This window comes from Micromonospora sp. CNZ280, from assembly GCF_011759515.1.
On record NZ_JAAOYP010000004.1, the window covers coordinates 353,872 to 378,068 of the forward strand.

Annotated in this window: 18 protein-coding genes; 4 read left to right on the forward strand and 14 right to left on the reverse strand. The window is 73.8% G+C overall.

Going from position 1 to position 24,197, the window contains the following annotated elements:
- Nucleotides 1-72 precede the first annotated feature (72 nt).
- Genes FHX32_RS28800 through FHX32_RS28815 form a run of 4 tightly spaced genes read right to left on the reverse strand, consistent with a single transcriptional unit; the run spans nt 73 to nt 3,600 of the window.
- Nucleotides 73-792: an amidohydrolase family protein gene (locus tag FHX32_RS28800; protein ID WP_208419456.1), complete on the reverse strand. Its 720-nt coding sequence runs from the start codon at nt 790-792 to the stop codon at nt 73-75.
- Nucleotides 793-800: 8 nt separating this feature from the next.
- Complete coding sequence (locus FHX32_RS28805; protein ID WP_208419457.1) at nt 801-1,541, reverse strand: amidohydrolase family protein; 741 nt, start codon at nt 1,539-1,541, stop codon at nt 801-803.
- Nucleotides 1,538-2,434 (reverse strand): dihydrodipicolinate synthase family protein, encoded by an 897-nt coding sequence (locus FHX32_RS28810; protein ID WP_167190165.1) that lies wholly within the window; start codon nt 2,432-2,434, stop codon nt 1,538-1,540. Before FHX32_RS28810 ends, FHX32_RS28805 begins: the two co-directional genes overlap by 4 nt.
- A complete protein-coding gene (locus FHX32_RS28815) occupies nt 2,431-3,600 on the reverse strand; it encodes a DegT/DnrJ/EryC1/StrS aminotransferase family protein (protein WP_208419458.1) in 1,170 nt (389 codons plus the stop codon). The genes FHX32_RS28810 and FHX32_RS28815 overlap by 4 nt, the downstream gene beginning before the upstream one ends.
- An 82-nt stretch (nt 3,601-3,682) precedes the next feature.
- On the opposite strand from FHX32_RS28815, the gene FHX32_RS28820 reads away from it, so the two are divergent.
- Entirely contained in the window at nt 3,683-4,903 is a 1,221-nt protein-coding gene (locus tag FHX32_RS28820) for a response regulator (RefSeq protein WP_167190169.1), read from the forward strand.
- A gap of 52 nt (nt 4,904-4,955) precedes the next feature.
- Here the strand turns inward: FHX32_RS28820 and FHX32_RS28825 are convergent, their stop codons facing one another.
- The 7 genes from FHX32_RS28825 to FHX32_RS28855 all read right to left on the reverse strand — a co-directional run bounded on the left by FHX32_RS28825 (nt 4,956) and on the right by FHX32_RS28855 (nt 12,431).
- Nucleotides 4,956-6,011, reverse strand: a complete 1,056-nt coding sequence (locus FHX32_RS28825) for a dihydrodipicolinate synthase family protein (protein WP_208419459.1) — start codon at nt 6,009-6,011, stop codon at nt 4,956-4,958.
- An 8-nt stretch (nt 6,012-6,019) separates the two neighbouring features.
- On the reverse strand, nt 6,020-7,036 hold the full coding sequence (locus tag FHX32_RS28830; protein ID WP_167190172.1) for an NAD-dependent epimerase/dehydratase family protein: 1,017 nt from the start codon (nt 7,034-7,036) through the stop codon (nt 6,020-6,022).
- Between the two features lie 332 nt (nt 7,037-7,368).
- Nucleotides 7,369-8,259 (reverse strand): Gfo/Idh/MocA family protein, encoded by an 891-nt coding sequence (locus FHX32_RS28835; RefSeq protein ID WP_167190175.1) that lies wholly within the window; start codon nt 8,257-8,259, stop codon nt 7,369-7,371.
- A 53-nt stretch (nt 8,260-8,312) separates the two neighbouring features.
- A complete protein-coding gene (locus tag FHX32_RS28840) occupies nt 8,313-9,317 on the reverse strand; it encodes a hydroxyacid dehydrogenase (RefSeq protein WP_167190178.1) in 1,005 nt (334 codons plus the stop codon).
- Entirely contained in the window at nt 9,314-10,213 is a 900-nt protein-coding gene (locus FHX32_RS28845) for a carbohydrate ABC transporter permease (protein WP_167190181.1), read from the reverse strand. Before FHX32_RS28845 ends, FHX32_RS28840 begins: the two co-directional genes overlap by 4 nt.
- The gene (locus FHX32_RS28850) at nt 10,210-11,109 is read right to left on the reverse strand and encodes a carbohydrate ABC transporter permease (RefSeq protein WP_167190184.1); all 900 of its coding nucleotides are present in this window, start codon (nt 11,107-11,109) and stop codon (nt 10,210-10,212) included. The genes FHX32_RS28845 and FHX32_RS28850 overlap by 4 nt, the downstream gene beginning before the upstream one ends.
- 80 nt (nt 11,110-11,189) lie before the next feature.
- Entirely contained in the window at nt 11,190-12,431 is a 1,242-nt protein-coding gene (locus tag FHX32_RS28855) for an ABC transporter substrate-binding protein (protein ID WP_167190187.1), read from the reverse strand.
- A 150-nt stretch (nt 12,432-12,581) separates the two neighbouring features.
- Here FHX32_RS28855 and FHX32_RS28860 point away from each other — a divergent pair, with 150 nt between their 5' ends.
- Nucleotides 12,582-13,850: a Gfo/Idh/MocA family protein gene (locus tag FHX32_RS28860; RefSeq protein WP_167190190.1), complete on the forward strand. Its 1,269-nt coding sequence runs from the start codon at nt 12,582-12,584 to the stop codon at nt 13,848-13,850.
- 152 nt (nt 13,851-14,002) lie between these two features.
- Here FHX32_RS28860 and FHX32_RS28865 read toward each other — a convergent pair whose 3' ends face one another.
- Nucleotides 14,003-16,270: a PQQ-binding-like beta-propeller repeat protein gene (locus FHX32_RS28865; protein WP_167190192.1), complete on the reverse strand. Its 2,268-nt coding sequence runs from the start codon at nt 16,268-16,270 to the stop codon at nt 14,003-14,005.
- Between the two features lie 180 nt (nt 16,271-16,450).
- On the opposite strand from FHX32_RS28865, the gene FHX32_RS28870 reads away from it, so the two are divergent.
- The gene (locus FHX32_RS28870; protein WP_167190195.1) at nt 16,451-18,397 is read left to right on the forward strand and encodes a hypothetical protein; all 1,947 of its coding nucleotides are present in this window, start codon (nt 16,451-16,453) and stop codon (nt 18,395-18,397) included.
- 100 nt (nt 18,398-18,497) lie between these two features.
- Here the strand turns inward: FHX32_RS28870 and FHX32_RS28875 are convergent, their stop codons facing one another.
- Complete coding sequence (locus tag FHX32_RS28875) at nt 18,498-20,537, reverse strand: PQQ-binding-like beta-propeller repeat protein (protein WP_167190198.1); 2,040 nt, start codon at nt 20,535-20,537, stop codon at nt 18,498-18,500.
- 387 nt (nt 20,538-20,924) lie between these two features.
- On the opposite strand from FHX32_RS28875, the gene FHX32_RS28880 reads away from it, so the two are divergent.
- Complete coding sequence (locus FHX32_RS28880) at nt 20,925-23,228, forward strand: M64 family metallopeptidase (RefSeq protein WP_208419460.1); 2,304 nt, start codon at nt 20,925-20,927, stop codon at nt 23,226-23,228.
- A 58-nt stretch (nt 23,229-23,286) separates the two neighbouring features.
- On the opposite strand, the gene FHX32_RS28885 is transcribed toward FHX32_RS28880, so the two are convergent.
- Nucleotides 23,287-24,033 carry a hypothetical protein gene (locus FHX32_RS28885; protein WP_167190201.1) on the reverse strand — a complete coding sequence of 249 codons (747 nt, stop codon included), beginning with the start codon at nt 24,031-24,033 and terminating at the stop codon, nt 23,287-23,289.
- Between the last annotated feature and the right edge of the window lie 164 nt (nt 24,034-24,197).

The window sequence follows — 24,197 nt, forward strand, 5'->3', positions numbered from 1 at the left end:
CGGCCCCGGCTGCCGCCCCGGGGATCCTCGGCGACCCCACCGCTGCCCGCCCGGCCGCAACCGTGGACGAGGTCAGTGCACGTCGAGGCGGAACAGCTCGGCGGCGTTGCGCCAGGCCACCCGCTCGGCCAGCTCGGGCGACAGGTCGGCGGCGAGCACCGCCCCGTACGCGGCGGCCGGGTCGATCAGGGTGGCGTCGGTGCCGAACAGCAGCCGCCGCGGGTTGACCGCCGCCGCCACCGCGGCGAAGCGACCCGCCTCGGTGTGCGAGAAGCACGGCTCCAGCCAGAGCCGGTCGACCGAGTTGGCGGCCTCGACGGCGTGCCGCCAGCCGTTGGCGCCCATGTGTCCGGCGATGGCCCGCGCCCCGGGGACGTCCGCGACCGCCTGGGCCAGGTCGAGCGGGCTGGTGTCCCAGGTGTGCACGAGGGCGGGCAGGTCGTGCGCGGTGGCCAGTTCCAGCGCCGCCCGGGTCTGCGGCGAGTTCGCCGGCGAGCCGGTGTAGTCGGTGTGGATCTTCACGCCGACGAACCGGCCGCTGGGCAGCAGCTCGCGCAGGTCCCGCTCGGCGTCGTCCAGCCGGCGCGGGTTGACGGTCAGGTAGCCGAGCAACCGGTCGCTGCTCTCCAGCACCCGGGCCATCGCCCGGTTGCCGGCGGCGACGTCGTAGATCACCGCCTCGGTGGCGGAGACGACGGCCAGGTCGATGCCGTACCGGTCCATCACCGCGAGGTTGGTGGCGACCGCGCCGACCTCCATGCTGAAGAACCACGGCCCCCAGTGGGCGTGCACGTCGATAATCATTTGGTCAGGCCCAGGATCCGGCGGGCGTTGCCGCCCGTCACCGCCGCGACCGCGGTCGGGCCGAGCCCGCCGCGGGCCAGCCGCAGCCGCGGCACGACGGGCTCGTAGAACGGCGTACGGGAGCCGTAGAGCAGCCGCTCGACCCCGACGTGCGCGGCGACGGTCTCCAGCGCGTCCGGCGAGTTGAGCAGCCGGGTGGAGGTGTGGAAGCCCGGCTCGTCGCGGGCCACCACCACGAAGTCGCCCAGGTGGTAGAAGTGCGTGTCGAGGAAGACCACGGTGGCGCCGCGCAGCGGCCGCCAGAACCGGCGCACGTCGCCCCCGGTCAGGATGACCAGGCCGGCCTCGGTGGCCCGCCGGGCGAGGTGCCGTACGGACGGGAAGTCCGGCTCGACGCGCTGTTCGTCGGGGAACAGCCGAACGGCCCGGAAGCCGTGCTCGGCGAGCCGGACGACCTCCCGCTCGGCCCCGAGCGGGTCGCGCAGGTCCAGCCCGCCGACCGGCAGCACGCCGGGGCCGGCAAGGGCGGCCACCTCGTCGTTGCCGCTGCGCACGTCGAACAGGGCCGCCCGCAGGCTGGCCACGGCCGCCCGCTCGACGTCGTTGGCGGCCAGCGTCGCGGCGACCGCCGCCGGTTCGCCGGTGGGTCCGGGCCGGTCGGCGTACCGGCCGACGAGCACGTCGATGTCGAGGGTGACCGGCGGCAGGTCGCCGGCCACGAACGGGTTGTCGGTCACCGGCAGCCCGCCACTCGCAGCACCCGGTCCCGGTCGCCGTCGGGCAGCGCCGGGGCGTGCGGGTCGACGGCGTGGCCCGCCGGGATCCGCCCTTCCGCGGTGGCGATCCAGAGCATGCGTTGCACGTACCCTTCCATCGGTGCGGTGAAGGTGACCTCGGCCAGCCGATCGAGGTCGGCGGAGGCGGCGAGGAACTCGTCGTACCGCTTGTCGGCGTAGGCCCGCAGTGCCCGGGCGGTGACCGGGACCGCGGCGGCGGCCAGGCCGACCAGGGCCGCCTCGGCGCCCCACATCAGCGACGGCCCGAACATCCGGTCCTCGCCGGTGACCGCCAGCCGGTCGGCCCGGTGCGCGGCCGCCAGCGCGGCCTGGCAGGCGATGGCGTCGTGCAGCCGGGCCACCTTCACCCCGGCGACGCCGGGGTGTGCCAGCAGCGCGGCCAGCGCCGGGGCCGGGTACGGCCGCAGGTAGAGGTCGAAGGCGAGCAGCGGCAGGCCGGCCGCGCGCCAGAGCGCGTCGTGGTGGCCGACCGGGTCGTCGTCGACCGGGAAGACGAGCAGGCCGTCCGCGCCGAGGGCGGTGGCGCGTCGCGCCTGCGCGGCCACCTCGTCGGTGCGCTCCCCCGGCCGACCGCCGACGCCGACGATCACCGGCACCCCGCTCTCGACGGCATGCCGGACGACCAGATCACGGGTGGCCTCGTCGAGGTAGGGGCCGCGCCCGGTGTGCGCGAGCACCGCCAGCGCGTCCGCGCCGTCGGCGACCAGCCCGCGCAGGTAGCGACCGAGCACGTCCTCGTCGACGGCTCCGGCCGGGTCCACCGGCGTGGCGGCGGCGGCGACGAGCCCCCAGCGGAGCCGGTCGCGCAGCGCGGCGGCGGGCGGCGCGATCATCCGGCCACCGCGGCGCGGACGGCCCGGGCGATCTCGTCGACGTGCGCGTCGGTGTACCGCTCGTTCCAGTCGATCACCAGCAGGGTCTGTTCGATCAACCGCTCGGCGACCGGGCAGGCGCCGGGTCCGTAGGTCGGCGGCCGGTCGGCGGGCGGCACGGTGAGCGGGAAGCGGGAGCTGCCGTAGACGGGCGCCTCGGTCAGCGCCGGCGCGCAGTGCAGCGGCTGCTGAAGGTAGCCGGCGCGGGCGGGGATGCCGGCCGCGGCGAGCTTCCCGGCCACCTCGTGGTTGGTCAGCGGCGGGTCCAGCACGATCGGGAACAGCCACCAGGCGTGCGCGTCGACGTCCGCCGGCAGGTGCACGCCGGGCAGGCCGGCCAGCTCGTCGACCAGCCGTCGGGCGGTGCGCCGCCGGTCGGCGAGCACCCCGGGCAGCTTCGCCAGTTGGGCCCGGGCGACGGCGCCGGCGAGCTCGGTCATCCGGTAGTTGAGTCCGAGGCTGACGTGCCGGCGGGCCTCGTCGCGCGGCCAGCCCTTGTCGGCGAAGAGCCGCATCCGGCGGGCCAGCACCGGGTCGTCGGTGATGGTCAGGCCGCCGTCGCCGCAGGTGATGTGCTTCCACTGCTGGAGGCTGAAGCAGCCGATCGCGCCGGCCGTGCCGGCGAGGGTGCCGTCCGGGTAGCGGGTGAGCCAGGCCTGGGCGCAGTCCTCGATCAGCGGCACGCCGGCGGCGTCGGCCACCGCGCGCAGGTCGACGGCGGCGCCGAACAGGTGCACCGCGAGGATCGCCCGGGTCCGCGGCCCGACCGCGGCGGCGACCGCCGCCGGGTCCAGATTGCCGGTGTACGGATCGACGTCGGCGAACACCGGCACCGCGTTCTGCGCCAGAATGGGCGCGACCGTGCCGAAGTCACTGATCGGAGAGGTGATGATCTCGTCGCCGGGATCCGGCGCGACGGCCGCGACGGCCAGGTGCAGGGCCGCCGTCCCCGAACTGGCGGCCACCGCGTGCGACACTCCATGGCGGTCGGCCATCTCGCGCTCCAGGGCGCGGACCTCCGTGCCCCAGACCGAGCTGAGCATGCCGGACTGGAGCACCCGGCTGACCGCGGCCAGTTCCTCGGCGCCGATCGTTCGGCCGCTGGCGTCGGCCATGCTGGGAAACACGTGACCCTCCCGGGCTTCAGTAATACCGGGCCTGACCGTAATCTTGTGCTGCGAACAATGCAACCCCCGACAGGAGGCAGCGGTGACCATCGAGATCGGGGTCATCGGTCCGCACGACCTGGTCGACGACGTGGCTGCCGCCTGCGAGGAGCAGCCCGGCGTCACCGCCCGTCGGCTGCACTACGACCACGAGTCGCAGGCTCCGGCGATCGTGGAGGCGCACGCGGGCCAGGTGGAGGCGTGGCTGTTCACCGGCGTGGTGCCGTACACCCTCGCCCGGGAGGCGAACTCCCTGAACCGCCCGGCGGTCTTCGTCGACTACACCGGCGCCACCCTGCTCCAGGCCGCCGTACGGCTGTTGCGGGCCGGGCACGACGTCACCCGGATGTCGATCGACACCGTCACCGGCGCCGACGTCGCCACCACCTTCGGTGAGGCGGGGCTGCCGGTGGACCGGGTCCGCTCGCTGCCGTACCGCAGCGGGTTGCGCTCCGACGACGTGGTCGCGTTCCACCGCCGGCAGCACAAGGCCGGCGCGGACGTCGCGGTCACCTGCATCAGCTCGGTGTACGAGGTGCTGCGGCACGAGATGCCGGCGTTCCGCCTCGCCCCGTCGAACCACTCGGTGCGCACCGCGCTGCGCCAGCTGCTGCTCCAGGTCGGCAGCCAGGCCCAGGAGGACGCGCAGATCGCGCTCGGGCTGGCGAACCTCTCCGACGGCGACGACGGGCTGCTCAAGGAGGTGGCCGGGCTCGGCGGCACGCTCGCCCGGTTCGCGCCCGACACGTACCTCATCGTCACCACCCGCGGCCCGCTGCACGACGCCACCGGCGGGTTCACCGCGCTGCCGATGCTGCGCCGCCTGGCCGACCGGCACGAGACCGTGCAGATCGGCTTCGGCCTGGGGCGCAGCGCCGCGGAGGCGGAGAACCTGGCCCGCCGCGCGCTGAGCCGGGCCCGCCGGGTCGGACCGACCACGGCGGTGCTGTCGCTGCGCGGCGAGACCGACATCGTGCTCGAGTCGACCACGCCGCCCCCGGCGCCGTCGGAGGTGAACCTGGCGGTCATCGCCCAGCGGGTCGGCCTGTCGGTGCCCACCCTGCTGCGGCTGCGGGAGGTGCGCACGTCGGTCGGCGACGAACCGCTGACCAGCCGCGAGGTGGCCGACCAGTTGCGGGTGCAGCAACGCACCGCGCGGCGCATGCTGCACCGGCTGGAGCTGGCCGGCCTGGCCGAGCGGACCGGCAACCTCGCCTCGGGCACCAGCGGCCGTCCGCTGACCCTCTACCGGCTGACCCTCTGAGGCGCTCCGGTCCACGCCCCCGTTCGGCGTGGACCGGAGCGCCCCGGCGTCGTCACGCCAGCCACTCGTCCAGGTGCTCGGCGACGAAGTCGTCGTCGCGCAGGTGCGGATAGGCCCGGTGCACCCGGTCGATCTCGGCCAGCTGTCCCGGCGAGAGCTCCTCGTCCGGGTCCAGGCACCACCGGCCGGCCAGCAGGCCCTGCCGGCGCAGCACCTCGTGGATGCCGGGGATGCAGCCGTGGTAGCCGTTGGCGGCGTCGAAGATGGCCGCGTTGGCGTCGGTCAGGTGGCCGTCCAGGGTGAGCAGCCGGCGCAGCGCGGCGTCGTCGCCGGCCCGGGCCCGCCGGGCCTCGTCGAGCAGCGTCACCGCGGTGCCCGCCCAGACCGCCCACTGGCCGAGCAGGCCCCCGACGAACTCGACCTCCACCGCCCGCCCGTCCAGGATGACCCGGTGCGGCGCGACCAGGTCGGCCAGGATGTGGTCGTCGTTTCCGGTGTAGAGGGCGAGGTCGCCGGTGCGGCCGGCGGCGCAGACGCCGTGCAGCACGTCCAGGGTGCGGTAGCGGTCGAACGGCGCCACCTTGATCCCGACCACCGACTCGAGGGCGGCCAGCCGGGCCCAGAAGTGCCGGGACAGCTCCCGGCCGCCGACGGCCGGTTGCAGGTAGAAACCGATCACCGGCAGCACCTCGCCGACGGCCCGGGCCCGCTCGATCAGCGCGTCCTCGTCCAGCGGCCCGTACGGCGACAGCAGCACCAGGTGGTAGCCGAGCGACGCGGCGAGTTCCGCCTCGGCGACGGCCTGGGCGGTGTCCCCGCAGGCGCCGGCGACCAGGACCGCGTCCGAGCCGGCAGCGGTCTCGGCGGCCAGTTCCAGCACCGGGGCGAGCAGCCCCACCTTCGGGTCGTGGATGGCGAACTGGGTGGTGTGCACGCCGACGGCGATGCCGCCCGCCCCCGAGGCGAGGTAGTAGCGGGTCAACGCCCGCTGCCGGCGCTCGTCGAGCCTGCGGTCGGCGTCCAGGGCGAGCGGGTGGGCGGGGATCACGCACCCGCGCTGGAACCGGGTCAGGGCCGCGGCCTGTCGGGTGCTCGATGCGGTCAACACGGTCTCTCCTAGAACTTGCCGTCGCGGCGCTGGAAGCCGGTCGGCTTGTCGAGCAGGGGCTGGCCGTCGGCGACCCAGTCCGCCGTCAGCTCGATGAGCTGGGCGAGCGGCAGGTCGGGGTAGCCGAACAGGCGGTGGCAGAGCTGGGCGTTGGACAGCAGCGCGGTGGGCGCCTCGGCGCCGGTGAAGGCCGGCTCCCGGCCCAGCCGCGCGGCGACCGCGGTGGCGACCTGGCGGACCGAGACCAGCTCCGGCCCGGTCAGGTTGAGCACGAACGGCGGCGTGCCGGTGTGGTGCAGGGCGCGCAGGATGACCTCGTTGGCGTAGCCCTGCCAGACGACGTTGGCGTGCCCCATGGTGAGGTCCACGGCCTGGCCGGCGTGCACCGCCCGGGCGATGTCGACCAGCACCCCGTAGCGCATCTCGACGGCGTAGTTGAGCCGGATCAGGGCCAGCGGGGTCTGGTCGCGCTGCGCGAAGTGGGTGAGGATGCGCTCGCGGCCCAGGCAGGACATCGCGTACTCGCCGACCGGCTGGACGGGGGTCTGCTCGACGCAGCCGCCGCTGGTCACCGGCACCAGCGGGTAGACGTTGCCGGTGCTCAGCGCCACCAGCCGCGACCCGGCGAAGCGCTGGGCGACCCGGCCGGGCAGGTAGGTGTTGGTGGCCCAGGTGGCGTGCTCCCGGCCGGAGGTGCCGAACTTGGCGCCGACCAGGAAGACCACGTTCGGCGCGTCGGGCAGCGCGGCCAGCGCGGCGTCGTCGGCGACGTCCGCCTCGACCACCTCGGCGCCCTCGCCGCGCAGCGCGTCGGCCAGCCCGGCCTCGGAGAACCGCGACACGGCGATGACCCGCGCGCCGGTGCCCGCCGCCGCGACCCCGCGCAGCGCCAGCCGGACCAGGCTCGGCCCCAGCTTGCCGCCCGCGCCGAGGATCAGGATGTCCCCGCCGAGCTTGCGCAGGTCGTCCACCAGGACGTCCCGCGGGCGGGAGAGGCGCTCCTCCAGGTCCGCCACCGTACGCATGCCACCACACCCCTTCAGAAGTAACGGTCATGACCGTAACCTCCGGCCCGGAGAGCGTCAAGGTGCCCGGGGCGACGGGTCGCCCGGTGCGGCTCCGACGGGCCCGCCGAACCCCGCTGACTCCGCAGGTCGGGACGGTGGCGGGCGGTGCCGGACCACCCACACGACCGGTTTCCCGGCGCACGCCGTGCCGCGCCCGGTCCAATTGCGGACCGGGCCGTCGGGCGCGGCCGGGCCGTCCAGGGCGGCTGTCCAGTGGCTGACGCCGGCGGGCGCGACCGGACTACCGGCCCAGCCGTCGGGGCGGGTCTGCCACGGCGGGGTGCGGTCGGCTACGCGGGGTGGGCCGTGGCGCGGGCGGCGGCGAGAACGCCCAGCACGGCCCGGGTCTGCGCCCACGGCACCGGGCTCGGCGCACCCCGGACCATGGCGAGGAACGCCTCGATGGTGTCCCGGTAGCCGAGCTGGTCGGCGCCGCCGCGCAGCACCACCCGCCGCTCCCCCGCGGCGGTGTGGACGGTCACCTCGTACGCCTCGCCCTCGCTGACCCCGAGCACCTCGACCGCGCCGGGCACCCCGTCCGCCCACTGCAGGGCCAGCAGCCCGGTGTCCTCCGAGCGCAGCCCCCGGTGCTGGCGTACCGTGCCGGCGGCGCCGACCAGCCGGACCGCCGGCCCGAGCAGCGCCACCAGCAGCTCCACGCCGTGCAGCCCCATCATCACCAGCGTGCCGCCGCCGATCGCCGGGTCGTCCTGCCACGGGTTGTAACCGGTCGCCCAGAGCCCGACGTCGTGCCGCACCGTGGCCCGCACCGACAGCACCTCCTCGCGCGGCACCTCGAACGCCGCGAAGTCCGGCGCGAAGCGCAGCACCGAGGAGGTGAGCACCAGCTCCGCGGCCGGCGCCACGACTCGCTCCAGCCGGTCGAGCTGGGCCACCGTCGCGGCGGCCGGCTTGTTGACGAAGCACGGCAGCTCGCGGGCCAGCACCTGGGCCAGCGCGTCCGGCACGTCGGAGGTGGGGACGGTGAGGACCACCCCGTCCGGGCTGGTCGCCAGCAACGCGGCCAGGTCCGGCGCCACGGCGACGTCCGGCTGTTCGGCCCGGAACCGCGCCAGCCGCTGCGGGTCGGGTTCCCACACCACCAGCTCGGCGTGGTCGCGCAACGCGCGGGCGTCGGTGTAGGGGTGACTGGTGGCGAGTCCGGCCAGAGCGATGCGCATGAGCGCAGAGGCTACTTCTCCGCCCTCCGGCCGCGCCAGCGCAGGTCAGCCGGTCAGCCGGTGCGGTCGAGCTGCTCGGGCCGGACCTCGTGGACCAGCGGCTCGCCGCGCCGGAACCGGTCGATCTCGGCCACCACGATCGCGCCGGCCCGCCGCCGCGACTCGACCGTCCCGGCCGCCTCGTGCGGCGTGAGCAGCACGTTGGGCAGCCGGCGGAACGGGTGGTCGACCGGCAGCGGCTCGGCGTCGAAGACATCCAGCGCGGCGTCGATCCGGCCGCTAAGCAGCGCGGCCAGCAGCGCGGCCTCGTCCACCAGCGCCGAGCGGGCGGTGTTGACCAGCAGCGCCCCGTCCGGCAGCAGCGCGAGTTCGCGTGCCCCGATCATCCCGACGGTCTCCGGCAGCACCGGGGCGTGCAGGCTGACCACCAGGCTGCGGGCGAGCAGGTCGTCGAGGCCGACCCGCTCGACGCCGAGCGCCGCCGCCTCCGCCTCGGACAGGAACGGGTCGGCCACCAGCACCCGCGCGCCGAGCGCCCGCACCAGGCCGAGGTACGCCCGACCGGTGCGGGACGCGCCGACCACGCCGACCGTCGCCCCGCGCAGTTCCCGCCGGGGCGGGGCGGCCTTGGCGGCCGCCCAGTCGGCGCCGGTGCGCAGCGCGTGGTCGAACCGGTGCAGCCGGTGCAGCAGGGCGAGGGTGAGCGCGAGCGCCTGCTCCCCCACCGCGTACGCCATCGCCTCGCCGGCCTGGGTGACGCGCACCCCGCGGGCGAAGCTCGCCGGGGTGACGAACGGTTTGACGCTGGCGCCGGTGTGCGCGAGCAACCGCAGCCGGGGCGCGGCGGCGAGCACCGCGGCCGTCAGCGGGGCGGTGCCCCAGCCGGTGACGACGACGTCGGCGTCGGCGAGCAGGCCCGCGAGCACCGCCTCGTCGCCCACGTCGGCGCCGTCGGCCGGCAGCCGCACCTCGCCGAGCCGGCCCAGGGCGGCCCGGGTGTCGGGGTCGAGGAACAGCTCGCGGACGTACGGCGCCGCCGCCACCGCGATGACGCTCAACCCTTGATGCCCGTCGTGGAGACGCCCTCCTGGAAGTACCGCTGGCCGATCAGGTAGGCCATGAAGATCGGTACGAAGGCCACCACGGACCCGGCGAGCAGCATGTTCAACGCCACGTTCTCCTGTTGCAGCGAGGCGATGCCGGTGGTGAGGGTACGCATGTCGAGGCTCTGCCCGACGATCAGCGGCCACAGGAAGTCGTTCCAGTGCCAGAGGAAGACGAAGACGCCGAGGGTGGCCAGGATCGGCTTGATCAGCGGCAGCACGATCGAGACGTACACCCGCCACTCGGAGCAGCCGTCGAGGCGGGCCGCCTCGAACAGCGAGTCGGGCAGCGACGCGATGAACTGCCGCATCAGGAACACCGCCTGGGCGTTGGCCAGCGTCGGCACGATCATGCCCCAGTAGGTGTCCACGCCGTTCAGCTCGGAGATGATGATGAACGTCGGGATCATCGTGACGTGGTACGGCACCATCAGCATCGCCAGGAACGACCAGAACATGGTCTCCTTGCCGGGGAACCGCTTCTTGGCGAAGGCGTAGCCGGCCATCGAGGCGAACAGCAGCACGCCGACCACGGACACCACCGAGTAGATGATGGTGTTCCACATCCAGCGCAGCACGCTCTTGGCGCCGATCACCTGGTCGTACGCCTCGGTGGAGAACGGCCAGGGCAGCAGGCTGTCCGGGAAGGTGACCGGACCGGTCGGCTTGAACGACAGCACGACCATCGCGTAGAAGGGGAAGAGGGTCAGCAGGGCGCCGCCCAGGAGCAGGGCGGTGCGTCCGACCACCCAGCCCCGGCTGGCCCGGCCGACGCGGTACGGGCGCCGGTTGCGTCGGGGCGCCTCGGTGGTCGGCGCGGCGGTGGCCGGGGGCGTGATGATGTCGGTCAATTTTCCCTCCCCAGGGTCAGCCGCTGGATCAGCGCCACGACGATCGTCATCACGAACAGGGCGACCCCGACCGCGCTGGCGTAACCCAGGTCGAAGTACTTGAAGCCCTGGTCGTAGAGCAGGTAGACGAGGCTGTAGCTGGCGCGTACCGGGCCGCCGCCGGTCATCACGTAGATCATGTCGAAGACCTGGAACGACACGGTGGTCTCGATGATGGCGACGAAGAACAGCGCGGGACGCAGCTGCGGCAGCGTGACGTAGCGGAAGCGCTGCCAGGCCGAGGCGCCGTCGGTCAGCGCCGCCTCCTCCAGCTCGGCCGGGATGTCCTGCAGCCGGGCGAGCAGGATGAGCATGCCGTAGCCGAAGCGGGACCAGACCGAGACCAGCACCAGGGCCGGGATCACCAGCACGCTGTCGGCCAGCCAGGACTGTGCCGGCAGGCCGAGCCCGCCCATCGCCCGCGACCAGGGGCCGCCCTCGGAGAAAACCCAGCTGAAGACCACACCGGCGAGCACCAGGCTGGTCACCACCGGCAGGAAGAAGATCGACCGGAACAGCTTCGCGCCGCGGAAGGCGCGGCGGGTCAGCAGCGCCATACCGAGCGAGGCCAGCATCGACAGCGGTACGGACAGCACGGTGAAGATGACCGTCACGCGCAGCGCGGTCCAGAAGGTCGGGTCGTCGACGAGCCGGCGGAAGTTCTCCAACCCGGTCCAGCTGGTCTCGCCGCCGACCGTGTAGTCCGTGAAGCCGAGGAGCACCCCGGCGATCGCCGGCCCGAACCGGAAGACGGCGAAGAGCAGCAGGAACGGCAGGACGAAGAGCAGGGCCGTGCCGGCCTCGCGGGCGGACGGCCGGCGCAGCCGCCGGACCGGCGTCCCCGGTAGTGCAACCATCTGACAACCTTTCTCAGCGGCTCGCGCCCGCTGGGCGGCTCGCGGTGCGCAGGTTACGCCCACCGCGAGCCGCCCAGGGATCAGCCGAGCAGCGGGGCGGCGGCCTTCGCCGCGTCGTCGAGCGCCTGCTCCACCGACTTCTTGCCGAGCAGCGCGGCCTGGATCTCCGGCGAGAGGACGCCCTGGACGTCGCGGGCCTTCTCGTGCAGCGGGCCGACGGTGCTGGTGCCCACGTGCTTCTCCTGCTCCCCGAAGACGGGGTCCCCGGCGTAGAGCGAGCCGGTGGACTTCCGGGCGGAGAACAGGCCGGCACCGACGTCGTACTTCTTGCTGTTCTCAGCGTTGGTGGCGAAGGCGATCCACTTGCCGGTCGCCTCCTTGCTCTCGGCGTTCTTGAGCATCGACAGCGAGCCGACCGTGCCGTAGCCGATCTGCTTGGTCTCGGTGAAGTGCGGGATTACCTGGATGTTCTCCTTGCCCCAGAACTTCTCGATCTCCGCCGCCGGCACGTGCCAGACACAGCCGACCTTGTTCTGGGCGATCCTGGTCTGCTCGATCGGCGGGGCCGTGGTGAGCAGGGTCTTGTCGACGTAGCCGCCGTCGACGAGCTGCTTGGCGAAGGTCAGCGCCTTCTTGCCGGCGTCGCTGTTGAAGGTGACCGACTTGCCGTCCGGGCTGAACACGTCGCCGCCCGCCTGCCAGAGCAGCGGGTAGAAGGTCTGGTTCAAGGTCTGCTTGGCGTCACCGGCGTACGCGGTGATGTCGTAGCCCTTGGCCTTGAACTTCGGGGCCAGCGTGAGCAGGTCGTTCCAGCTGGTCGGGTAGGTCGTCTCGCCGACCGCGGCGAAGACCTTCTTGTTGCAGATCGGGGTGGCCGCGCTGGTGAGGATGGGCGCGCCCATCATCTTGCCGTCGATGCTCACCGACTGCACCACGTTCTCGTGGTAGTCGCTCTTGGCCGCGTCGTCGAGGTACTTGTCGATCGGCTCGATGTTGCGGGCGTACTTGGGCAGCTGGTCGGGGATGAGGTAGACCGCGTCGGGTCCCTTGTTGCCGGCGATCGCGGTGGCGAGCGCCTGGTCCCGGTTGGCCCAGGGGAAGATCTCGACCTTCACCTCGATATCGGGATTGGCGGCCTGGAACGCCTTGATGGTCTCGTCCCAGTGCGCGCGGTGCTTCGCCTCGTCGGCGATCACCGGGTATGTCCACATCGTCACGGTCGCCTCACCGGAGTCACCGGATCCGGAACCGCCGCAGCCCGTCGCCGCGAGCGCGGCGACGAGCGCCACCGCAACGGCCGACAGGCTCTTCCGAACACGCATCTCGCATCCTTCCGGGGGAGTCAGGTTCGCAGTACATTAACTTACGGTCCTGTCCGATACTAGAGGTGGAAAGTATCGAGGTCGTGTCGTCACTGATCGTGCGCACGCGTGGACAGATCGATCCAGCCCCGTAATGAGTGAAGGACTCCGATGACCGTCTCCCTGGCCATCGTCGGCGCGGGCAACCGCGGCAGCACCTACGCCGGCTACGCCCTGCGCACCCCCGACCGGGCGCGGGTGGTCGCCGTCGCCGACCCCCGGGACGCGCACCGCACCGCGCTCGCCGACGCCCACCGGGTGCCGGCGGCCGACCGGTACGACTCCTGGCAGGCCCTGGCCGCCCGGCCCCGGCTGGCCGACGCGATCGTGCTCGCCACCCCCGACCGCGAGCACGCCGAACCGGCCGCCCGCTTCGCCGAACTCGGCTACCACGTGCTGCTGGAGAAGCCGATCGCGCCGACCGAGGCGGAGTGCACGGCGGTCACCGAGGCCGCGGAGCGCACCGGCGTCCTGCTCGCCGTCTGCCACGTGCTGCGCTACACCCGCTACACCGACGCGGTGAAGCGGTACGTCGAGACCGGCGCGCTGGGCCGGATCGTCGGGGTGGAGCACCTGGAACCGGTCGGCTGGTGGCACTTCGCCCACTCCTACGTACGCGGCAACTGGCGCCGCGCCGACACTTCGTCCAGCAGCCTGCTCGCCAAGTGCTGCCACGACCTGGACTGGCTGCGCTACGTGGTGGACGACGTGCCCACCCGGGTCAGCAGCGTCGGCGGGCTGCACCACTTCCACCCCGGCAACCGGCCCGCCGGCGCCGCCGCCGGCTGCCTGGACTGCCCGGTCGAGTCCCGGTGCCCGTACTCGGCCGTGCGCTTCTACCGCGACTGCCTGGCCGACCCGCGGCGGCACGAGTGGCCACTGTCGGTGGTGACCCGCGACCTGACCGAGGCCGGCGTGACCGCGGCGCTGCGCGACGGCCCGTACGGACGCTGCGTCTACGCCGGCGGCAACGACGTGGCCGACCACCAGAGCGTCACGGTCTCCTTCGCCGGCGGGGCGACCGCGACGCTGACCATGAGCGCCTTCACCCCGGGCGGGCACCGGCGTACCCGCATCATGGGCACCCACGGCTACCTGGAGGGCGACGGCGAGCAGGTCAGCGTCACCGACTTCGTCACCGGCGCCACCGTCACCACGGACACCCGCGGCGGCGGGGCGGACGCCGGCTCCGGCCACGGCGGCGGGGACATGCGGCTGATGGCGGCCTTCGTCGAGGCGGTGGCCACCGGCGACCGCTCCGCGGTCCGGTCCGGGCCGCGGGAGTCGCTGGACAGCCACCGGATGGCCTTCGCGGCGGAACGCAGCCGGCTGGCCGGCGGCGCCCCGGTCGACCTCAGCGAACCCGTGTCGGTGGGCTGAACCCGCACGGGCCGCTCCCGCGCCCGCTCACCGTCACGGCGGAGCCCCGCCCTCCTCGTCCTGGGGGGCGGGGCTCTCGCCGTCGGCGGTGGTCGCCGACGGATGCCTTCCGGCGGCCGGAACAGCGGCCCGCTGCGGCCGACGGTCCCGGGTCAGCCGCCGATGTCGGAGCGGCCCGCCGCCGCCACGATCGCGTCCTGTTCCGGGCCGCTGAGCAGGCCGGCGTCGACCAGGTCGGCGGTGACCGCGGCGACGTGCGCGACGAACGCGCCGTGGCTGTCCCAGGACGCCTCGTCGCGGATCAGGTCGTTGACCGTGCACCCGCGCTCGGCGTACCGGTTCGGCACCCCGGTCGCGCCGCCCGCGTACACCTGGGCCCGCAGGTCGGAGCGGGGGCAGTCGTCGGCCTCCGGCACGTACCGCAGCAGGTGCGAGCCGTACTGCACCGCCCCGTTTGCGGCCTTCACCCCGTTGCGGAACCAGAGGTTGCCCTGGCCGTCCTGGGTCAGCCGGTAGGTCTGCGCGTCCCGGATCACCCGCACGTCCTTGGACAGCGGATCGATCCGGTGCAGGTAGCCGTCGAGCACGGCGTAGACGTGCTCGTCGGCGGCGCTGACCACGAGTTCGTCGGCCACCCCCGAGGAGCGGCCGGGCACGTCGACGCGGTGGGTCACCGCGCCGGTCGCCGGGTCGAGGACGAACACCTCGCCGTCGGCGAGCCCCCAGATCATCCCGTCCGGGCCGGCGACCAGAGAGGTGATCGCGTGGGCGCCGGGCACCGGCGTGTACTCGGCGGTCTTCTCCCCGGTCACCAGGTCGGCGGTGAACACCTTCGCCTCGGTGGCGCGCGGCACGGTGCCCCCGCCGCCGCCGATGGTGGTGCCCGCCCAGAGCCGGTCACCGACCACGGCCAGGCTGATCACGCCCTGGTCGACGACGATGTTCCGGCGGGTGGTGCGGTCGCCGGTGGCGGTGTCGTACACGGTCAGCGCGCCGCCCCACAGGCCGTAGTCCGGAGTGCTGCCGACGTAGATCCGGCTGCCGGCCGAGGCGAAGGCGATCGGCCGGTTCTGGCCGTCGGGCTGCAACCGGAACAGCTCGCGCGGGTTGGTGCCGAGCCGGTACGGCTGGGCCGGGTCGTACACCAGCACCCCGCCGTACGGGTACACGCCCTGGTACATCAGGCCGCCGTGCCAGCCGAAGCCGTCGGCCTGGCCGAGCCGGCCCACGTTGGTGGCCGTGCCGGTGGCCGGGTCGAGGACGGCGAGGTTGCCGTTGATGTAGAGGTTGGTCCAGATCCGGCCGTCCGGGCCCGCGGTGATGTTGTTGATGTCCAGCGCCTGCGGCGGGAACGGCAGCCGGTACCGCTCGCTGGCGCCGGTGGCCGGGTCGTAGCGCAGCGCCTGCCCGCCGTAGTTGCCGATCACCGCGTAGAGCTGGCCGTCGAGGAAGCCGAATCCGATGCCGGCGCCGTCGCTGCGCACCGGTGCCCCGGCGGCGTCGCGGACCGGCCCGACGGTGTCGGTCGGCAGGTCGTAGTGCCACAGGTCGGTGCCGGAGGTGAAGTAGACCGACCGGCCGTCGGGCGCGAGCGGTGAGGTGCCGCGCGAGCCCATGGTGAACCCGTCGGCCAGCACCGCGCCGGTGTCCGGGTCGAGCACCAGCCCCTGGAGCTTGTTGCGTTTGACGAAGAGCTTCCCGCCGACCAGGTTGATGTCGTAGGGGTAGTTGGCGTCGCCGCGCAGCGCCGCCGGCCAGATGTCGCGCTTCTCGCCGGTGGCCAGGTCGAGCCGGATCAGGTGGCCGGCGGTGCCGACCGCCGCCCAGAGCAGGTTGCGCACCGGGTCCACCGCGACGTCGACCACGTACTGCTCGCCGGCGTACATCCGGCCGTGGTCGCGGAAGCCCTCGCCCGGGGCGTAGGAGAAGACGTGCGCGCTCGGGTAGGTGCCGCCGTAGACCCGGCCGTCCGCGCCCGGGCGCAGGCCGTAGAGCACGGTCTGGCCGGCGACCGGGGCGCCGAGGTCCACGGTGGTCCGGGTCTTCGGGTCGTACGAGTAGAGGTGGGCGTTGGGGTAGCTGCCGGCGTACACCGTGCCGTCGCTGCTCTGGGTGATCCCCCAGGCGCCGGAGGAGTCGGGCAGATACGCGGTGTCGAGCAGCTCCCGGGTCACCGGGTCGGTCACGCTGAGCACCCCGGGAGATCCCATCTGGACGCCGTAGACGACCGGCCGGTCGTCGGCGCCGGTGCCGTAGTGCGCCTCGAAGACGGTGAGCGCGGTCTGCTGGACACCGAAGTCGGTGACGGTGCCGGGGGTCGCCTCCGCCGGGGCGGCCGACGCGGGAGCGGTGGCCGGCAGCAGGGCGGCGGCGAGGGTCAGGACGGTGGCGGGCACGAGGGTACGGCGGAACGGCGGCACGGGCGACCTCCACGATCGACGATGCCGGCACCCTATTACGGTGGCGGCCGGAATTCCAGGGCCACAGATCGATGCTCTCGATCTGCGTGGAAGATACGGGTAGGGCCTCGACAGGGCGCCACCCGACGTGGTGCGCTGTGACGGTTACAGCCCTGACCGAAACTATTTCTGGAGGTCGTGTTGCGACGTACCGCGCTGACCGCGGCCCTCGCGCTGGTCGCCGCCGTGCTGGCGGTCCCGGTGGGCACCGCCCACGCCGAGGCGCCGGCGGCGGCAGTCCAGGCCGAGGCGTCCCCGCCCGGCACCGTCACCGACCTCGGACCGGCGTCCGAGGTCACCTCCGTCAACGGCTCCGAGCTGATCGACGGCACGATCTACACGGCCACCGGCGGCGTGTCGCCGATCGTGGTGGGCGGCTACGACCTGGCCGCGCAGCGGGTCGACAAACGCTACGAACTGCCCACCGGCGGCGGCGCCTGGGCCACCGCGGCCGTCGGCACCGACCTGTACGTCGGCACCTACGAGCCCGGCGACCTGTACCGGATCGACACCACCGGCACCGCCGTCACCAAGGTCGCCGACGTCTCCCCCGACCGGTACATCTGGGCGCTGGCCACCGCGCCCGACGGCGTCCTCTACGGCGGCACCTATCCCAACGGGCGGGTCTTCTCCTACGACCCGGCCACCGGCGCCACCCGCGACTACGGCGTCGCCGTCCCCGGCGAGCAGTACGTGCGCAGCATCGCCGTCGACGCGACCACCATCTACGCCGGGGTCGGCGCGCACGCCCACCTGATCGCCATCGACCGGGTCACCGGCGCGAAACGGGAGATCCTGCCGCCCGAGTTCGCCGACCGCACCTTCGTCGGCACCCTCGCGCTGGACGACGGGCTGCTCGCCGCCGCCCTCTCCCCCACCGGCACCATGCTGCTGATCGACACCGCGGACCCGTCGCGGTACGAGGTCGTGCAGACGCCGGACAGCTTCATCACCGCGATCGCCGTCGACCGCGAGCGCAACGACGTCTACGTCGGCACCCGCCCGTCGGGCACCCTGCGCAAGTACGACCGGGACACCGGCCAGCTGAGCACGCTCGCCGTGCCCTACGACGGCGCCTCCTTCGGCCGGATCTTCGTCACCGGCGACCAGCTGCGTGGCGTGGTCACCAACACCGTGGTCACCTACGACCTGGCCACCGGTGAGCTGACCGGCGTCGACCTCACCGAGGCCGGCATGCCGCCGGCGCCGGAACTGGCGATGGCGATCGCCACCGACGGCCCTCGGGTGTACGTCTCCGGCAAGGCCGGGGTGCAGGTGCACGACCTGGCCGCCGGCACCTCCGCCCGCCGGTTCCTGCCGGGCGAGGCCAAGGCGATGACCCCGGTCGCCGGTGAGATCTGGATGTCGGTCTACACCCTGGCGTACCTGTTCCGGATGGCACCCGACGGCGACCCGCGGCGGGTGGCCACCATCGGCCACGAGCAGACCCGCCCGCTGGACGCGACCTGGTCCCCGGCCGACAAGCTGCTGGTCGTCGGCACCGAACCGGACTACGGCCACCACGGCGGCGCGGTCTCGTTCTACGACCCGCGCTCCGGTGCGCTGGACGTGCACCGCGACGTCATCGCCGACCAGTCCATCCGGTCGGTGGCGGTGAAGCACGGCACCGCCTTCCTCGGCAGCAGCATCAACGGCGGCTTCGGCACCACGCCGCGGGCCACCGAGGCCCGGCTCGCCGGCTTCGACCTGGCCACCCGGACGAAGACCTGGGAGATCACCCCGGTGCCCGGCGCCAAGCAGATCGTCGACCTGGTCGCCACCGGCGAGAAGATCCTCGGCCTGACCGAGACCGGCGTGCTCTTCGCCGTCGACCGGCGGTCCCGCCAGGTGGTGGCCACCACGACCGTCGCGTCCGGACAGAGCACCCTGGTGCAGGTCGGCGCGACGGTCTACGGCAGCAACGGCCGGGACGTCTGGAAGCTGGACCCGGCGACGATGACCGTCACCCCGTTCGTCACCGGCCTGAACGCCCAGTGGTACGGCGGCGGCGCGCTGCTCACCGCCGCACCGGACGGCTCGGCGCTGTACGCGCTGCGCGGCCGCAACCTGGTCCGCATCCAGCTGTAGACCCGGCACCCCGGTGCGCACGCCGGGCGGGCCGGCGATCCCGGGGGGATCGCCGGCCCGCCCGGCGTCACTGCCCGCGCCGTCCGCCCGGGACGGGCGGTCAGCCGGTCACGGTGAGCCGGTACAGGTGCTCGCCCGCGCCGAGGAAGACCCGGCCGTCGGGGTGCACGGCGAGGTACTCCGCCGGCTGCGCCAGCAGCTGCCGGCTGGCGCCGGTGGCCAGGTCCACCCGGACCACCTGCTGCCCGCGGACCAGCGCGTACAGCAGGTGGCGCGGGGCGTCGTAGCCGAGCTTGCCGCGGCTGTCGGCGACGCCCGACGCGAGCTGGATGCGCTGGACCACCGACCGGCTGGCCAGGTCGAGGGCGAAGAGCTGGCCGCCGGCCAGCCCCCAGAGCAGCCCGGTGCGGTCCACCACCAGCGCCGGGATCGCGGTCGCGCCCGGCACCGGCACGAACTCGAACACCTTGGCGTCGCCGGCGACGTCCCAGCCGAACAGCTTGGCATCGGTCTGGGTGGGCGGTGGCACGCTGTAGCCGCCGGAGATGGAGGTGCCGCCGACGAGCAGGCCGTTGACGTGGGTGAGGCTGACGATCGACTGGTCGGTGACCACCGGCCGGTGCACCCGCGCGGCGCCGGTGGTCTTGTCCACGATGGCCAGCACGCCGCCGAGGGTGGTGTTCGGCATGGTGCCGTAGGCGACCTTGTCGCCGGCGTCGGTCAGCGCGCGGGCGCGTACCTGGTCGGCGGACTTCAGGTCGAGCAGCTTCGCCGGGTTGTCGGCGCTGCCGGGCAGGCCGGGCGAGTACTCCGGGCTGTGCCACGGCGCGGCCGGGTCGTACCGGTAGAGCCGAGAGTCCGGGTACGCCCCCACCCAGACCCGGTCGCCGGCCTCCAGCACGCCTTCCACCTGGGCGAAGCGCTGGAAGGTCGAGACGCCGGTGTCCGCGTCCACCCGGGCCAGGCCGCCGTTGAGGTAGCCGCCGACCCAGACCGTGCCGGTCGGGCCGACGTGCAGCGCCGCGATCGGGATCGGCGCGCCGGGCACGTCGGTCTGCACCACGTCGGCGCGCCCGGTCGCCGGGTTCCAGCGGAACATGTCGCCGCGCCAGAGCAGCCCGACCAGGGTGCGGCCCGGCCAGTCCGGGTCGGCGAGGGTCACCCAGCCGATGCCCCGGTTGTTGACCACCCGGCCGGGGAAGACCAGCGGGGTGTCGGTGAACGTCCGCCGGCCCGGGTGGTAGCCGGTGAGCCGGCCGCCGCGGGTGAGGTAGACCAGGCCGCCCGGGCCGGGTGCGGAGACGTCCAGGCCGGCGACGTCGTCGATCAGGTCGGTCCACCGCTGCCCGACGATGTCGTACACCCCGAGCCGGCCGTTGATGGCCGAGCCGAACCGCGCGTACACCCGGCCGTCGTGGGCGTTGAGGTCGTACACCGTCTGGCCGGTGCCGGTGCCCAGGCCGTCGGGCAACGGCAGCTCGCGCCGCTCGCCGGTGACCTTGTCGATCTCGAACAGGTGGGCGTCCGGCTGGGTGCCGGCGTAGATCTTGTCGGCGGTCACGGCGAGGCTGCGGACGTACTGGACGCCGGGCAGCACCTGGCCGTAGTCGCGGGTCGTCCCGGTCGCCGGGTCGTAGCCGAAGACCCGCGCGCCGGGGAAGGTGCCGCCGTGGACCACGCCCGCGTCGTCCACGGCGATCCGCCAGATGTACGTCTCGGACGGCAGCGGACGGCCGAGGTTCTCCACCGGGCTGTCCGGGCCGGGCCGGCGGCGGTACAGGTCACCGGTGGTGTACGCGCCGACGTAGACGGTGCCGTCGGGCGCGGCGGCCACCGCGTACGAACCGGGGGCGCCGGTGAGGTCCTGGGCGGAGACGGTCCGGCCGGTGGCCGGGTCGATCGCGGCCAGCCGGGCCGGTTCGCCGGAGACGGCGGACCAGAGCACCGGCTCACCGGTCGGTCCGGGGGCGACGGTGCCGCCGATGAGCAGGACGTCGCGCAGCGGGATGCCGAAGTCGTCCACGGTCACCCCGTCCGCGGCGGGGTTCGCGGCCGCGGCCCCGGCGGACCAGGCGACGGGCAGGGCCGGCGCCGCGGTGAGGGCGACGGCGGAGCGGAGTAACGTGCGACGGTTGGTCATGGGCGCCTGCTTCTCTTCCAGCGACCACCGGGTAGCCGGCGGCCGAGCCGTAACGGTCAGAACCGGAATCTCGATGGGCCGGGAGTGGCGAGCCGTACCCGGCTGTTTGAGGAGCTGCTACTGGCAGGATCAGCCGTGAGGCATATTCGGCCAGGGCCGTAATGACCCTAGGGTGCTGTTCGGTCGACGTCAACGCCCCGGCGGGCGGCGACGCCGGATCCGGCACCGCGCGGCGCGGGCGGATCCGGCCCCCGCCGCGCGTGCCGGCCATCGGCGACCCTCGAAGGGCTATGCCACGGCCCGGCCGGCGGGTACGGTCCGGATTGACCGCGATCAACGGCAGCGGCCGGGATGGCGGGGCGTGTCCGGGCGCGAGGGGGGAACGTGGTGACGGTCAGAGCTGGGCTGTGCGTGGCGGCGATGGTCACGGCGGGGCTGGTGGCCGCGCCACCGGCCGCCGCCGCCGAGGTGGGCAGCGCCACCGTGGTGCCGATCCAGGTGACCGGTGATCCGGCCAAGCGGTTCAACCTGGTGCTGCTCGGCGACGGCTACACCGAGGCCGACCTGCCCACGTTCCGGTCGCACGTGGACAAGCACCTCAACACGCTCTGGACCATCGAGCCGTTCAAGTCCTACCGCAGCTATTTCAACGTCTACGCCGTGGAGATCGTCTCGGCGGAGTCCGGGGTGGACTGCGACCCCGGCCTCACCGACCCGCGGCGGGACACCGTGCTCGGCATGGGGTTCTGGGGCGGCTGCAACCCGAACAGCGTGCAGCGCCTGCTCTCGGTCAACGGCGCCGCCGCCAACACGTACGCCAACCTGGCGACCGGCACCAACCCGGGCAACCGGCAGCTGATCGCGCTGGCCAACAGCGGCACCTACGGCGGCGCGGGCGGCGCCAACGCCACCGCGTCCGGCGGCAACGCGCTCTCGGCGCTGATCAGCCCGCACGAGCTGGGGCACTCGCTGGGTGGCCTGCAGGACGAGTACGACTACTACGCCCGCGGCGTGGCCGGTGACACCTACACCGGGCCGGAACCGTCCTCGGTGCACCACACGGTGCTCACCGAACAGCAGATGCGCGACACCCGGGCCAAGTGGTGGCGCTGGCTCGGCGAGCCCAGCGAGTCCGGCGGCACGATCGGCCGCCACGAGGGTGGCCTGTACCTGCAGCGGGGGGTGTGGCGGCCCAGCCAGCACTCGATGATGAAGTCGCTGGGCTTCTACTTCGACCAGGTGGCCCGCGAGCGGATGACCCAGCGGATCGCCGGCAAGGTCAGCATCCTGCAGGGCGGAACGCCGGCGGACCGTCCGATCGGCGCGGACCGGGTGGTCCGGGTGGAGACCCTGCACCCGGTCAGCCACGAACTGGCCGTCACCTGGTCGGTCGACGGCGTCACCGTACCCGGCACCGGCAACGCCCGCAGCCTGCACCTGCGCTCGCTGCGGCTGACGCCCGGCACGCACGCCGTCACCGCCACGGTCACCGACCCGACCCCGTTCGTCCGCGACCCGGCGGTGCGGGACTCGGCCGCGCTGACCCAGCGCCGGACCTGGACCGTCGACACCGCGCTGAGCACCCCCGCCGCCGGCGAGCCGCTGGCGATCACCGCGTCGACCGCGACCGACCGGCCGGTCGGTGCGCGGGACGTGGTGTACGTGGAGAGCACCCAGCCCACCGACCGGGTGCCCACGGTCAGCTGGACCCTCGACGGCGAACCGGTGACCAACCCGGGCCACGACGGTGACCTGGAGCTGGCGCCCCTCGATCTGGCCCGGGGCACCCACCGGCTCACCGCCACGGTCACCGACCCGGCGACGGGAGAGTCGGTGAGCCGCAGCTGGACGGTCGACGCGACCCGGCCGGAGGTGGACTACGACGTCTCCGCGCCGCTGCTCACCACGACCAGGCCCGGCAGGCCCACCGAGTACCTGTACAACGGCCCGTTCACCATGCGACTGACCGGCACGGACGACGGCGCGGGGCAGGTGACCGCGGAGTTCCGGCTGGACGGCGATGGCTGGCACAACTACTACGGCTGGCCCACCGACGCCGACGAACCGTTCCGGTTCACCGCCACCGGCACCGACGTGGACGGCCTCGTCTACGGCAACCTCGGCTCGGGCGGGCTGTCGGTGTCGCCGTTCGCCGAGCGCTCCCCCGGCTACGGCCGGCACACCATCGAGTACCGGGGCATCGACGGGGTCGGCAACATCGGCGCGGCCGGGTCGTTCGTGGCCACCCTGATCCCGTCGCCGCCGGCCTGCACCAGCGTCGTCTCCGGCCGCCACACCGGCCCGCTGGTGGTCAGCACCGGGGTCACCTGCCTGCGCGGGGCGACCGTGACCGGCGCGGTCGTGGTCCGGCCCGGAGCCACCCTCGTCGCCGAGCGCGCCACCATCGCCGGCGCCCTGGCGGCGACCGGCGCGAGCGCCGTCGAGCTGCTGGACAGCACCGTGCGGGGCGCGGTCACGGTGGCCGGCACCACCGGTCACGTCACCGCGGTGGGCACCCGGGTGGACGGTCCGCTCGTCCTGTCCGGCAACGTCACCGGCGACACGGCGGCGATCCTCGCCGGCAACGACGTCGCGACGCTGCACTGCGCGGGCAACAGCCCGGCCCCGGTCGACCTCGGTGCGTCGAACACCGTCCGGGGTGCGGCGTCGGGGCAGTGCCGGGCACTGTAGGCGGTCCGGGTGGCGGGTTCGCGGGCGGCGACCGGTCGCCCGCGCCCCGCTCCGAGGACTACGCCCACTCCCCCTCGAACAGCGGCGCCACCGGGCGCTCCCGGCGCCCGATCTTCAGGTCTCCGAAGATGGTGCTCCGTTCCGCCCGCTCGACCTCCGCGTCCAGGTCGAGCCGCAGCTCCTCGGACGCGTCGTGCGCCGCGCCGATGAGGACGACCTCGGTCCCGGGGTGGTCGAGGAAGGCAGGCGGGTCGAGCGGGGCGAAGCGACGACCGTGGAACGTCGCCCGCAGCGCGGCGGGCAGCTGAACCCTCCGGGATCCGCGCAGGCCGACCCCGGGCGGGGACGGCGCCTCCGGGTTCTTCACCGTGACGATGTAGCTCGCCTCCGGTTCGATGCTGAGCCCGTGCTGCGCCGGGCCGGGGTGCAGCGGAAGCTCCAGCTGGTACGCGAGGTGGGTGTGGTCGTCGTGCCGGGCGATCACGTACGCCCCCTCCGCCGCGGGCCGGGTCGCCGGCTGCTCCCGCTCGCCCCGGGTCCTCGTCCGGTACCGGTGCGCCCGCAGCGTCTCGTGCAACTGTTTCGGCCGCGCCACCACCTCGTCGACGAACGCCCAGAACCGGTCGTGCTCGTCGATACCGGGCAGCCGCTTGCGCCCGACCACGAGGAGCCGCAGGTGCCGGCCCTGCCACGGGTGCAGTACCACCAGCAGCCGCTGCACCTCGTCGAGCGAGTCGACGTGCTCCTCCGCCACCCGGGGGCGGTAGAGGAAGTAGATGTCCCCGTCCTCCAGCAGTTCGGCCACGCGTGCCGGGTACCCGCCTCGGCGGGGCCGACACCGGGACGAGCGGGGTGGCATGCGGGGATCGGGGTGGGGCGAGTCCCCCCGGTCCCTAACGTCCGGCGAGGTGGGTGCCCTAATCCGGCGGGCAGGGTTGCGGGCTCGTCCCCGATGTCCGGCGGGGGCCG

Coding starts and splice junctions, on each gene's coding strand:
- FHX32_RS28810 (WP_167190165.1), bottom strand. CDS start 2,434: ATGATCGCGCCGCCCGCCGCCGCGCTGCGCGACCGGCTCCGCTGGGGG.
- FHX32_RS28830 (WP_167190172.1), bottom strand. CDS start 7,036: ATGCGTACGGTGGCGGACCTGGAGGAGCGCCTCTCCCGCCCGCGGGAC.
- FHX32_RS28835 (WP_167190175.1), bottom strand. CDS start 8,259: ATGCGCATCGCTCTGGCCGGACTCGCCACCAGTCACCCCTACACCGAC.
- FHX32_RS28850 (WP_167190184.1), bottom strand. CDS start 11,109: ATGGTTGCACTACCGGGGACGCCGGTCCGGCGGCTGCGCCGGCCGTCC.
- FHX32_RS28855 (WP_167190187.1), bottom strand. CDS start 12,431: ATGCGTGTTCGGAAGAGCCTGTCGGCCGTTGCGGTGGCGCTCGTCGCC.
- FHX32_RS28860 (WP_167190190.1), top strand. CDS start 12,582: ATGACCGTCTCCCTGGCCATCGTCGGCGCGGGCAACCGCGGCAGCACC.
- FHX32_RS28875 (WP_167190198.1), bottom strand. CDS start 20,537: ATGACCAACCGTCGCACGTTACTCCGCTCCGCCGTCGCCCTCACCGCG.